A 13,091-nucleotide genomic window follows, 5' to 3' on the forward strand; every position below is an offset into this window, starting at 1 on the left:
TTATACGCTGAATGATGCTCCGCAACCACACGTCGTTGTTGCATTAGGATTATTCACGAAGAAACGAGAACCTTCCAACCCTTCGGTATAATCAACAATCCCACCCATCAGGTACTGTAGGCTCATGGGATCAACCACCAGAGTCACCCCGCTGTTCTCGATCGTCATATCGCCGTCATTCACTTTTTCATCAAAAGTAAAGCCATACTGGAAACCACTGCAACCACCACCGGTGATATAAACGCGAAGTTTCAGGTCCGGGTTTTCTTCCTCGGCAATTAGCGCTTTCACTTTATTCGCAGCAACATCAGAAAACGTCAGTGGCAAATTGGCATCGCTCATTAAAACCTCTCAAACACATGCGGTAATTAATGTGATTATCTAATACCTGACTATCTCGTTCAAGTATTCACCACATCAGATCGGTTATCTTGCCGTAATTTTTCTTTCTTTATAGTGCGAATCAGCAATTGTGAATAAATTGGCTGACCGCCAAGCACCTGTGCCAGCATAGTGGCACCCAGGGTCGTGATAATCAATGGTAAGATCAGATCATAATTATTGGTCATCTCAATAACCAGCAAAATACCGGTGATCGGCGCCCGTACTGTTGCAGCAAATAATGCTCCCATTCCGGCAATCGCAAACATCCCCGGCTCCAGTCCTAAGTCAGGAAACATCAGCTGAGCGACCGAACCGAAAAAAGTGCCAAACAAGGTGCCCAACGCCAGCATCGGAGCAAAAATACCGCCGGGCGCTCCCGAACCAAAGCACAATAAGGTCGTTGCTACCCGGGCTAAGAATAGGATCAACAACAGATTGATACTGTAGTCACCATTGGTCGCATTCGGAATAATGGCAATCCCGCCCCCCGTCAATTCTGGCAGATACAGCAATATCAGACCAAAGCAACCGCCCAGCAAGGTTCCGGTGATCAGATAGCGCTTGCGATCATTGCGGTGAATGCGAACAAACAGATCTTGTGACAATGTGATCAGGCGATTGAAAATCACCCCGAACACCCCAAAAAACATCCCCAGCAATAAAAATAACCACAGCGCTTTCAGCATGGGGGCGTCATATTGCGGCATCGTGATCACCGCATGCTGACCCTTGATACTGCGGAAAACAATATTCGCAACAATGGCTGAAATAATGACACATTTAATGGAGATCAAGCTGTAACGAAACTGTGGACGCATTTCCTCTACCACAAACATAATGCCAGCCAGCGGGGCATTAAAAGCTGCGGCTAAACCACCTGCAGCACCAGAGGCCAGCAAAGCATGACGGCCTTCCTTATCTTTCAAACGGAAGATATCAGACACCATACGGCCAAGGTTTCCGCCCATCTGGACCGTCGGGCCTTCACGCCCCAATACCATGCCGGAGCCCAACGCCCCGAGACCACCGATAAATTTTACCGGTATGACCCGCCACCAGCGAACCGGACGCATATCATCCATCGCCCCTTCGATTTCAGGGATCCCCGATCCTGCGGCTTCCGGAGCAAAACGGTGAACCAAAAAATAGCCTACCAGTGCCAGCGCGGCACTGATCATAAACGCCACAAGCCACAAGGGAAAAACACTGCTGATCACATCACGCAGCCACGTAGTACGCTGCTCCGAAACCCAATGCACCCCGATCTCGAACAAAGTCGCAAGCAATCCGGCCAGCAGGCCTACCAACGCGGAAAGAAAAAGAACAGAAACAGGAGTTTTATCGCGAGAAAGAAATCGCCGAACCAGTCCACTAGGTTGCAGGCGCTCAGGCGCAGGAATGCCGCGGGTGTTATCAGTCATTAGTCAGCCGTATCTTAGAATAGATTGCTCCGGCAGGAGCAGACAGGAAGGACGAAAATCGTCTGCAGTAAGATTAGCCGACTGCGGCATTTTTTTACACCGCCAATCTTGAAAACTAGCTTTCCATCTGTGACCGAGATAACGAAAATCAAACTCGCCAAGATCCCGATATATTAGGTACAATCGCCGGATAAACTAGAAAATAGGACATCACAATGAGCAAATCAGCTGATTTATTTGCTAAAGCACAAAAAACGATCCCAGGTGGTGTTAACTCACCAGTTCGCGCCTTTGCCGGTGTTGGCGGCAGTCCGCTGTTCATCGAGCGAGCTGACGGCGCATATATTTTTGATGCTGATGGTAAAGCGTATATCGACTACGTAGGCTCTTGGGGTCCGATGATTCTGGGTCATAACCATGTCGCTGTCCGTGATGCTGTCATTCACGCCGCACAGCAAGGCTTAAGTTTTGGTGCGCCGACCGAAATGGAAATCACCATGGCTGAGCTGGTTTCCAAGCTTGTGCCTTCCATGGAGCAAGTCCGTATGGTGAGCTCAGGGACGGAAGCGACCATGAGTGCTATCCGCCTGGCTCGCGGCTATACCCACCGTGACAAGATCATCAAATTTGAAGGCTGCTACCACGGCCACGCCGACTGCCTGCTGGTGAAAGCCGGTTCTGGCGCCCTCACGCTGGGCCAGCCAAGCTCTCCGGGCGTACCGGCTGACTTTGCTAAACATACACTGACCTGCACCTTTAACGATCTTGACTCTGTACGTGAAGCGTTTGCCGAACACCCTGAGCAAATCGCGTGTATTATCGTGGAACCTGTCGCTGGCAACATGAACTGCATTCCACCCGTTCCGGGCTTCCTTGAAGGCCTGCGTGAAATTTGCGATCAGTTTGGCGCCCTCTTGATCCTTGATGAGGTGATGACAGGCTTCCGTGTATCTGAAGGCGGTGCTCAGGGCTATTACAACATTAAGCCGGATCTGACGACACTCGGTAAAATCATCGGTGGCGGCATGCCGGTCGGTGCATTTGGTGGCCGTAAAGACGTCATGCAGTATATTGCCCCAACCGGACCGGTTTATCAGGCCGGTACCTTATCGGGCAATCCGGTTGCCATGGCCGCAGGCCATGCCTGCCTGACGGTGTTAACCCAAGAAGGCAACGAAAAACGTCTGGCGAATACCACTAAACGTCTGGCCGAAGGCTTTAAAGCGCTGGCTGACAAGTATGGTATTCCGCTGGCCATCAATCAGGTTGGCGGCATGTTCGGCTTCTTCTTTACCGAGCAAGAGCAAGTCACCAGCTATGCTGATGTGACCCGATGCGACATAGAACGCTTCAAGCGTTTCTTTAACCTGATGCTGAGCAATGGTGTCTACCTCGCACCATCAGCCTATGAAGCCTGCTTTACCTCGCTGGCCCATGGCGAAAAAGAAATTGAAGCGACACTCGGGGCCGCAGAGGTGGCTTTTGCTACTCTGGCAAAAGAAGCACAAGCTTAAGTCGTTCCTTTGACAGCTACCCGCAATAACTAACAACGCCACTCACAGAGTGGCGTTGTTATATCGTCATCTCTAAGACGGCCCCGTATCAGCTTTCTGCACCCGCTATTTACTGCCAGAAGTAGATAACAAGCAGACACACCCCGAACACCACCAGACCCGCTAATGGTAACTTGCGTTTTTTCTTGGTGTCGCCACCGCAATTACAGCACCCCATTACACCCTACCGTTTAAGTTTTTGATTAAAAATGCTATTAACAGCGTATTCACATTGCTACCGATGAGGAATAGGGCGATTATAACGATCTCTGTGGTGTTACTTATCGAAGGACAACAAAGTGCCAAAACCGTTTAAAATAGAATCTAGCCACTGGCTGCTGATGGCTGCTCTGGCGCTTGCCGCCTATGCCAGCTACCGACTGGTAGAGCCCTATCTAGGCCCGATTGTGATGGCGTTTATTATCTCTTTGCTCTATTACCCGCTGCATACCAGAATAGAAGGCAGGATGGCCAAGAAGCCAAACAGTGCCGCAATGCTTTCCTGCACCCTGCTGACCTTTATCATTGTGATCCCGGTACTGATCGTATTCTCCTCCATTGTACATCAGGGCACCACCTTCTCAAAAGAAAGCTATACCTGGTTATCCGAAGGGGGCGCCAAAGAACTGCTCGCCCACCCCTATGCCCAAAAAGCACTTTTATTAATCAACAAATGGTCACCGTTTGAAGGCATTGATGCCCAGGCGATCCTTCAGAAAATTGCCTTATCGGCATCTAAATTCGGTTCACAACTGCTCAATGTCAGCGCAAAGATCCTGGGGGATGCCACCAACTTTGTGATCAGTTTTATGCTGATGCTTTTTGTGCTGTTTTTCTTATTACGTGATCACGACAAGATGGTTAAGGCCTTACGCCACATTCTGCCGCTGTCCCGCAGCCAGGAAAACGCTCTGTTGACCGAAGTTGAACAAGTGGCAAAATCAGCCGTGCTAGGATCTTTCCTAACTGCACTAGCCCAAGGCTTTGCCGGTGGTTTTGCCATGTGGCTGGCAGGTTTCCCGGGGTTATTCTGGGGGTCGATGATGGCCTTCGCCTCCTTCATTCCGGTATTTGGCACCGCGTTGATCTGGCTTCCCGCCGCTATTTACCTGCTGCTGATCAATCAATGGGAATGGGCACTGTTCCTCTGTGGCTGGGGGATCATCGTCGTGGGCTCCATCGACAATATTTTACGGCCGTTATTAATGCAGGGGAACTCAGGAATGAATACCTTGCTGATCTTTTTCTCGATCTTAGGCGGCCTGCACTTATTCGGCTTGATTGGTTTAATTTACGGCCCGATTATTTTCTCCGTCACCATTGTGCTATTCAAACTTTATGAGCTTGAATTTAAAGAGTTTCTTGACGCGCAAGATCAGAGTTGATTGCCGCAGGTTAAGGGGGCCCCTTGTGTAACGCGGGTATCACTCCAATTCGCCCGGCTTGGCCAGCCGAATTCACTTATCGCGCCGCACTCTTCGTGTGGCGCCTATCCGCTTTCCATACCCCGTGTTTTATGGAACAATTCGCGCCCTTAACCTAGTTATGTTTTATCGAGGCCATCTATGTCTTACACCGCCGCGAGCCAGGTCGTTGCCCGCCAGTTAGCGTTTTTTGAAGATCGAAAGGTACTTGTCGTCGGCGAGTTAAGCGATGCATTTCCGCTTGAAATGACCAATGTCGCCAAGTCTGTTGCGATCTTTACCACTAACTATGGCTACTACCGATCAATGAGCCATCACGCTCAGCTCGAATGTCACTTCGGCGCTCAGCTGGAGGCTTCGTTAGACATCGATATGGTCTTAATTTACTGGCCGAAAGCAAAAGCTGAAGCTGACTATCTTCTGTCGATGGTACTGGCTAAGTTCGGCCCGAACACTGAAGTCTGCATCGTCGGCGAGAACCGCTGCGGGGTTCGAAGCGCAGAAAAGATGTTTCAGTCATATGGCCCGTTAACCAAGTATGATACTGCTCGTCGTTGTAGCTTTTACTGGGGACGCTGTGATAACGAGGTACAGCCATTTGACATCAGCCAATGGTTCCGCAGCTATCCCATTAACGTTGCAGGTGTCGAATTAACCGTTCGTTCGCTTCCCGGTGTATTCAGCCACGGTGAGTTAGATAAAGGCTCAGAACTGTTATTAAATACGTTACCACCACTACGCGGAAGAGTGCTTGATTTCGGCTGCGGGGCCGGGGTGATCGGCGCAGTGATGAAAGCGAAAAATCCGCGTATCGAGTTAGAGCTGTGTGACATCAGTGCGCTGGCTCTCGCCTCCGCCAGAGAGACGTTTGAGGTCAACAACCTTACGGCAACCTTTACCGCAACAGACGTTTATTCCGCACTCGAAGGACGGTATAACTATTTAATCAGCAACCCCCCGTTTCACGCGGGTTTAAAAACCTTCTACCGTGCCACCGAAGATTTTATCGCTCAAGCGCCAGACCACCTGCTTGAGCGGGGTAAACTTATTGTTGTTGCCAACAGCTTTCTGCGCTATCCGCCACTGATTGAACAGAGCCTGGGACAATGCGAGATCAGCGCCAAAACCAATAAATTCAATATCTATTCCGCCACAAAATAACTACCACGACGGCAGGCTGCCTCCCCCCAGCCTGCCCATTATCGGTCTTTTTTTCCCCATTTCTCCGTCAACAGTGTCAATTCTGTGTATCAGTACACGCTTCCCTTCCAACTTACTTGATTGCAAAAATAAACTCCGTATAAGAGTCATACGCGGCAGATAAAATTAACAATACGCACAAAACGTCAAAATCCATCCATCACCATGGCCTAGGCATGGTTGACATTAGATGGCTGACTTCACTCGAATTCAATTACGTAAAATTCAGGCATAGGAATGCAGAATACCAAACGATTCAAGCGCCTCCAGCATACTTTAATGCTGGCTTTTTTAGTGCTCAGCATAACTCCGCTGACGCTATCCGCTTTCTTTTTCCTCAATTCTCACTCTAACGATCTGGCCGAGCAGAGCACCAATCATCTTGCGTCGCTGCTCGATAACAAGCAAAAACAACTCAACAGTTTTTTTGCGGCAAAGGAATCAGAAGTGCAGAGTTTTGCCCGCTCTGAACTGTCAAATGCCAGTGGCGGCCGTTTTTATGGTCTGGTGGGAGCCTTTCATCAGTTAGGTGATATCGCAGCACTCACAAAAAGCACCAGCAACAGTCGCTATTTTACCGAAACCCTCACGGAAAAATCGACCGACAGCCTCACCAATTATGTTGGTCACGAACGTTACCGGCTAATGTATAAACGTTACAATCGGGTTTATCAGGAATACCTGAAGCGCTCCGACTTCAGTGATATTATGCTGGTTGATATCAACGGAAATATTGTGTACTCCGTTTATAACCACGATAAGTTCGGCCTTAATCTGCTCTCGGATCCCCCCGCTTTCGATGCCTTAACCCAGACCTTTGCCGCCATTGCTGAAAAGACCAAAAAACATCAGGCTGAGCCGGATCAGGTGCCCGTCGTATTTACCGATTTCAGCCAGCATCCTAATGGCACAGAAACCACCGCGTGGTTTGCCGCTCCAATCATTCAGCAAGGTTATTTACACAGTTACGTATTTTTTGAACTAAGTAATCAGGCGATCAGCGAACTGATTAATGATCGCGACAGTAACAATAACTTCGCCCAGACCCTATTAGTCGGCTCGGATCATCAACTGCGGATCCCGCCCGGTCAAAACCTACCGGGAAAGCTAAGCAGCCAAAGTATAGAAGCCGCGCTGGCAGGCAAGTCCGGAGTGGGTCGTTTTACCAATTTCAATCACGTCCCTGTCCTCAGTGCTTTTTCACCGGTAAATGTTCTGGGTTACCCCTGGGCCTTAGTGATTGAACTCCCGGAAGAAGAAGCTTTTGCGCGAATTCGCCAGCTGGAAAAAATCTTTATCGCAGCCATGCTGACCGCCATCGTATTGGTGATTATCATTTCGCACTGGCTGTCGAATTCTATCACCGCCCCCTTATTACGCCTGACCTGGGCTACGGAGCGGGTATCGGCCGGTGACTTAGAGCAAAAGATTGAAAGCACCGAACGCCGTGATGAAATCGGCCGACTGGCGGTGAGTTTTGCCCGAATGCAACGATCTGTCAGGGAGAAGATCGCCCTGATCCGTGAGCAAAATAACGAACTGGAACAGAACCTGACCGTTATTCAGCAACAAAATGAAGACCTCCAGATCGCCGATAAGCTGAAGGATGAATTTCTGGCCACCACATCACATGAATTACGCACCCCGCTTCATGGCATGGTCGGCATTGCCGAGTCGCTGTTGGCTGGGGTTAACGGCCCGGTACAAATAGCACAACGCCGTCAGTTGGAAATGCTGATCAATAGCGGACAACGCCTGACTGATCTGGTTGATGATCTGCTTGATTACCACAAAATGCGCTACGGCGATCTGGATATCGAGAAGCATCCCGTCGATCTGGCATCCGCTATCCGGTTAGTCCTGGAGTTATCAACCCATCTGCTGGACAGTAAGCCAATCCGTATTATCAATCAGATCCCCGATGATCTTCCTCCCGTTATGGCCAATGAACAGCGCTTGGAACAGGTGCTGTACAACTTGGTCGGCAATGCCATCAAATACACATCGGAAGGAAAGATCGTCCTTTCGGCAACCGTGCTGGAAAATCAAATTCGTATTCAAGTTGTCGACACCGGTCAGGGGATCCCGGCTGAGCAGCTGGAACATATTTTCGAACCGCTCATTCAGGCGAATACCTGCTCCTCAAACTATCGTCAGGGGGCCGGGCTCGGACTGTCAATCAGCCGTCAGCTCATTGAGCTGATGGGCGGCAGACTCTATGTCAGCAGCCAGCCAATGGTTGGAGCGACATTTAGCTTTACGCTAAATCTGGCCTCAAAAGATGAGATTGCCAGTAACAAGCCGACTCTGCGCAATAGCCACTTTCAGGTCTCTTCGATCAATACCACCAGCTGTGAAACGGAGAGTCTGCCGGAAAATCCTGATGGCGAGCTGCTGCTTATCGTCGATGACGAACCCGTGAACCTGCAAGTGCTCAATAACTTCTTACGCCTCGAAGGCTATCGGGTCCTCACGGCAGAAAACGGGCCTCAGGCACTTAAATTGCTGGAACAACACCAACCCGCACTGATGCTGCTTGATGTCATGATGCCGGAAATGAGTGGCTATGAGGTTTGTCTGACCTTACGCAAACAGCATTCACGACTGGCGCTGCCTGTGATCATGCTGTCGGCATTGGGTCAGGTACAAGATCGGATCAAAGGATTTGAATGCGGCGCAAATGATTACCTGATGAAACCATTCAACAAAGAAGAGTTGATCGCCCGTATCGGCGCCCATATTCAGGCTGGCCAGACAGAGATGCAGCGCCAGGAGAATCAGGCCCTGCAACAGGAAATCCAACGCCGGGAACTCATCGAGGAGGGCTTATTAGAAACCCAGAGCCGACTGCTCGGGCTGATGGAGTCGACCAATGAAGCAATCCTGTGCGTCCAGAATGAAGGCCGGATCCGCTACGCCAATAATGCAGCGGGAAAGCTGTTTAAACGCGCGCCCGAGCAGCTGGAACGACACAATATCGATGATCTTCTGCTTACCCATTTACCTGATGATATCAGTAACAGTCACCACTTTAATGGCAGCCTGACCTATCGGATAGGTGATGAACTGAAGCCACTAGAGACAAATGTGATCAATTTGCCGGAGGAATCGGGGCTTAAACGGATGTTCGTCTTTGATATTGAAGGGCCTTCCGTACAGCATCGAATCAACATGTTAGAAAGTGCGGTTGAGGTACTGTCAGGTTTTGCATTCGATGGTGATAAAGATAACCTCCAGCAACTACGAGAGCTCGGAGGAGAATTCACTCGACTTGCCGATAGGCTGGGTGACAATGGAAAAAATAAGAGCGACATGGTTCGGCAACTGCTGGTCGATGTCATGAAAGCAACACTACAATATTGGGAATCATCGGCCCAGAAGACTAAATTTGAACTGGCCGAGGAAAGTGGTTTATGGCGGGTCTATTTAGATCGCAGTACCCTGCAAACACGTACACTCGATAAGTATCTTCATCTCGAAACGCTTCCGAAAACGCCTCGCTGGCGCACTGTTATCAATACTATCGACTTTGTGTTGGCGCGTTGTAATGAACCATCACCTGAACGTCATGATGTCAAAGCAATGCGGGACAAGCTGCAGCATATCATCAGTTAAACTTCCCAATCGACTTAAAAATAAGACCGATATAACAAAGCCCGCTGATGCGGGCTTTTCTTTATTTGTTGTTTCCGTCCCCTGGTTCTTGCGGCTAAACCCGGAGTAAAAACCGTAAATTCAATCATGAAAAAAAATAGATTTAGCAATAAAAAAAGGGCGGGAGATCGCTATCACACACTCAGAATTACCATTTTTGTTGGTGAAAAATCGTTCACAACACGACCATAAAAAAGATATTTCAGTTTATGAGAAGCAACTCACAACAAACGGCGGGGTGAAATTTCACGGCAGGAATTAACTCCACCATGCCTACTGCGTTACATCACAATATAAAAACACAACACGTAACACACTGAAAATAAAATAAATAACCAATAGTAAGCACTAACACACCACGTGAAACGCGGTTTCTAATCTGTGAGGGTGAACTCAAAATCATAGCTGACGTAAGTTATCAATTAGGATGAAATTAACGTTTTTGACAGTAAGCCCGCCTCTTTTAACGTTTTTAACGGGCGACCACATTGACGATTTTGGCTATTCAGAGTTTCCTAGTGGCACTGAGAGCCTGCAAGGCCATTCAATAGAAGAGTATTTTCATTCTATCGAAGCAGGTTCAAGGACTACCCCTCGGGGTACTCATTTTCCATAAGTGAAACGAAAAGCACAGAGTAAGGAACAGCTATGCTTGCCAATATTAAGAAAACTAAGTTAGCGCTTGCGGTTTTTGCCGCTGCAACCTCAGCATTAACGGCACCGATTGCCGCCGCTGCTGAGCGAACTGAACTGACTATGGTTCCAAAGTTTTACCCTACATTTGTACGTAACTTTAACCCGTTTCTCCAAACTCAATTAGATACCGTTCAAGACTTTATCTATGAACCTTTAGTCGTATTCAACGAATTGAAAGGCAACGAGCCGGTAATGCGTTTGGCAAAAGACTATTACATGTCTGACGACCTAATGCAGGTGACTTTCGTCATCCGTGACGGAGTGAAATGGTCTGACGGAAAAGCGTATACAGCAGAAGACGTTGCATTTACGTATGACATGCTGAAAAAACACCCTGAACTTGACCGTACAGGTATCAACCAACGCCTGAAATCAGTGATCGCTTCTGGTGATAAAGTTACTTTCAACCTGACTGAAGCAAACTCAAATGTTCCATACCTGATCAATAAGGTATCCGTTGTTCCTAAGCACATCTGGAGCAAGGTAGAAGATCCTACACGCTTTACCAATGAGAACCCGGTTGGTACCGGTCCATTCACTGAAATCGAAACATTCACCCCGCAGCTATACACTCAATGCCGTAACCCACAATACTGGGATAACAGCAACCTGGATGTTGACTGTCTGCGTCTGCCGCAAGTTGCAGGTAACGATCAGTTCCTGGGCCAGGTACTGAGCGGTCAATTCGACTGGACGTACTCGTTCATCCCGGATGTTGACAGCACATACGCAGCAGCCAGCCCAGATAATAAATACTGGTATCCTGCAGGTGGTAGCCAGGCATTCATGTTCAACTACCAGTCGCCGAAAGCGGGTAACAATGAAGCGATCAATAACATCGATTTCCGTCGCGCCTTCTCTATGGCCATCGACCGTGAAACGATCATTGATATTGCTTTCTACGGCGGCGGTGTGGTGAATGATTACGCCTCAGGTCTAGGTCAGGCATTTGAGTCATGGTCTGATAAAGCCGTTCATGAAAAATACAAGCCGTTCATGACCTACAATGTAGACAACGCCAAAGCATTGCTGAAAAAAGCGGGCTTTAAAGATCTTGATGGCGATGGCTTTGTTGAAACCCCAACAGGTAAAAAGCTTGAGCTGGCAATTCAATCACCAAGTGGTTGGACTGACTTCAACAACACCGTACAGCTAGGTGTTGAAATGCTTGAAGAAGTCGGGATTAAAGCGAAATCAAGTACCCCTGATTTCTCGGTTTACAGCCAGGCAATGCTTGATGCTCAGTACGATGTTGCTTACACCAACTACTTCCACGGTGCAGATCCGTACACTTACTGGGACAGTGCTTACCACTCACGCTTCCAGGCAAATGATGGTATGCCTCGCTTTGCGCTTCACTACTGGAAGAATGCTGAGCTAGACAAATTACTTGAGGGTTTCTACCAAACCGCAGATCGTGGCGAGCAAGTTAAGATGGCTCACAAGATCCAGAAAATCATTGCAGAAAACCAAGTAACAGTACCTGTCATGTCAGGAGCTTACACTTCTCAGTACAACACCTCGCGCTTTACTGGCTGGTGGAACGAGAAGAACCCGAAAGGCCGTCCAATGCCTATCACCAACACCCAAGAACGTCTGCTACAAGTACTTGATCTAAAGCCTAAAGTATAATTTAGGTATTAACTTGCGGTGCGCACATTGCGCACCGCCTCTTCCCCCTTCGATTGAAATTTATGGCGCTTTGCGTCAGGGGGATTTCTGTCCTGAATCTAGCAAAATACATCAATGCTGGATGATTAAGGTGTGAGTTATGGGATTCTTTATACGACGGCTGTCTTTTTATCTGATAGCGCTTTTATTTGCGATTACGCTGAACTTTATTTTACCGCGAGCGATGCCGGGAGATCCGGTGACCATGATGTTCGCCAACGCAGCTGTGCAGGTAACGCCTGAGCGTATCGCTGCAATGAAACAATTATTGGGGTTTGTCGGTGGCCCAATCCACGAAGAATACTTTATCTACCTTAAAGGGATTCTTTCTTGGGATCTGGGTATCTCGATTCAAACCTTCCCGCAGACCGTTAATGAAATCATGGCCCGTGCGGTTGGTTGGTCAATGTTCCTGGCGGGTACCGCCGTTATTCTGGCCTTCTGTTTAGGCTCGACCCTCGGTATTTTTGCAGCCTGGAAACGCGGCAGTAAATACGATGCATTCATTTCACCTGGGATGATGGTCATTCAGGCCGTACCTCCCGTGGTCGTTGCCATGCTGGTGCTATACACCTTCGCGATCGGCCTTCGCTGGTTCCCATCAACCTATGCGTATACCGCAGGCACCACACCTGACTGGACCAGCTGGGAATTCATTAAAGATGTTCTCTACCACGCGGTGTTACCTCTGTTTTGTGCCACCATCATCCAGATTGGCGGCTTCTTGATCAACATGCGTAATAACATGATCAACCTGCTGAACGAAGACTATATCACGATGGCAAAGGGCAAGGGGTTAAGTGAAAACCGCGTGGTATTCAACTACGCGGCACGTAACGCCATGCTACCCAGTGTGACGGCACTATCGATGGCGCTGGGGATGGCTATCGGGGGGCAGCTCATTATCGAGATGATCTTCAACTACCCGGGCCTCGGCACCGTTCTTCTTAACGCGATTAATGCGCGTGACTATCAGGTTCTGCAAGGTCAGCTGCTTATCATGACCCTGTTTATGCTGTTCTTTAACTTCATGGCTGACATCCTCATCGTGGCACTTGACCCTCGCCTACGTAAAGGAGGCAAATAAT

The 13,091-nt window shown here is 48.8% G+C and carries 8 protein-coding genes; 6 read left to right on the forward strand and 2 right to left on the reverse strand.

The genetic code is table 11. The features are described 5' to 3' along the window. Both erpA and clcA read right to left on the reverse strand, forming a co-directional pair. Positions 1–342: an iron-sulfur cluster insertion protein ErpA gene (gene erpA, locus R3289_RS13630; protein ID WP_318926234.1), complete on the reverse strand. Its 342-nt coding sequence runs from the start codon at positions 340–342 to the stop codon at positions 1–3. 59 nt (positions 343–401) lie between these two features. Then, the gene (gene clcA / locus R3289_RS13635) at positions 402–1,805 is read right to left on the reverse strand and encodes a H(+)/Cl(-) exchange transporter ClcA (protein WP_318926236.1); all 1,404 of its coding nucleotides are present in this window, start codon (positions 1,803–1,805) and stop codon (positions 402–404) included. A gap of 215 nt (positions 1,806–2,020) precedes the next feature. On the opposite strand from clcA, the gene hemL reads away from it, so the two are divergent. The 6 genes from hemL (at position 2,021) to R3289_RS13665 (ending at position 13,090) form a co-directional block, all read left to right on the forward strand. Then, a complete protein-coding gene (gene hemL, locus R3289_RS13640) occupies positions 2,021–3,319 on the forward strand; it encodes a glutamate-1-semialdehyde 2,1-aminomutase (protein ID WP_318926238.1) in 1,299 nt (432 codons plus the stop codon). Between the two features lie 338 nt (positions 3,320–3,657). Beyond that, on the forward strand, positions 3,658–4,743 hold the full coding sequence (locus tag R3289_RS13645) for an AI-2E family transporter (protein ID WP_318926240.1): 1,086 nt from the start codon (positions 3,658–3,660) through the stop codon (positions 4,741–4,743). A 180-nt stretch (positions 4,744–4,923) separates the two neighbouring features. Next, the gene (rsmC, locus tag R3289_RS13650) at positions 4,924–5,943 is read left to right on the forward strand and encodes a 16S rRNA (guanine(1207)-N(2))-methyltransferase RsmC (protein WP_318926241.1); all 1,020 of its coding nucleotides are present in this window, start codon (positions 4,924–4,926) and stop codon (positions 5,941–5,943) included. A gap of 276 nt (positions 5,944–6,219) precedes the next feature. After that, positions 6,220–9,597 (forward strand): response regulator, encoded by a 3,378-nt coding sequence (locus R3289_RS13655; RefSeq protein ID WP_318926242.1) that lies wholly within the window; start codon positions 6,220–6,222, stop codon positions 9,595–9,597. A 687-nt stretch (positions 9,598–10,284) separates the two neighbouring features. Further along, entirely contained in the window at positions 10,285–11,964 is a 1,680-nt protein-coding gene (locus R3289_RS13660) for an ABC transporter substrate-binding protein (protein WP_318926243.1), read from the forward strand. Between the two features lie 139 nt (positions 11,965–12,103). Next, a complete protein-coding gene (locus R3289_RS13665; RefSeq protein ID WP_107284128.1) occupies positions 12,104–13,090 on the forward strand; it encodes an ABC transporter permease in 987 nt (328 codons plus the stop codon). The last annotated feature ends 1 nt before the right edge of the window (position 13,091 follow it).

Origin of the sequence: Photobacterium sp., assembly GCF_033720175.1 — a bacterium.
In the GTDB taxonomy this organism is placed as follows: domain Bacteria; phylum Pseudomonadota; class Gammaproteobacteria; order Enterobacterales; family Vibrionaceae; genus Photobacterium.

Coding starts and splice junctions, on each gene's coding strand:
- erpA (WP_318926234.1), bottom strand. CDS start 342: ATGAGCGATGCCAATTTGCCACTGACGTTTTCTGATGTTGCTGCGAAT.
- clcA (WP_318926236.1), bottom strand. CDS start 1,805: ATGACTGATAACACCCGCGGCATTCCTGCGCCTGAGCGCCTGCAACCT.
- hemL (WP_318926238.1), top strand. CDS start 2,021: ATGAGCAAATCAGCTGATTTATTTGCTAAAGCACAAAAAACGATCCCA.
- rsmC (WP_318926241.1), top strand. CDS start 4,924: ATGTCTTACACCGCCGCGAGCCAGGTCGTTGCCCGCCAGTTAGCGTTT.
- R3289_RS13655 (WP_318926242.1), top strand. CDS start 6,220: ATGCAGAATACCAAACGATTCAAGCGCCTCCAGCATACTTTAATGCTG.
- R3289_RS13660 (WP_318926243.1), top strand. CDS start 10,285: ATGCTTGCCAATATTAAGAAAACTAAGTTAGCGCTTGCGGTTTTTGCC.
- R3289_RS13665 (WP_107284128.1), top strand. CDS start 12,104: ATGGGATTCTTTATACGACGGCTGTCTTTTTATCTGATAGCGCTTTTA.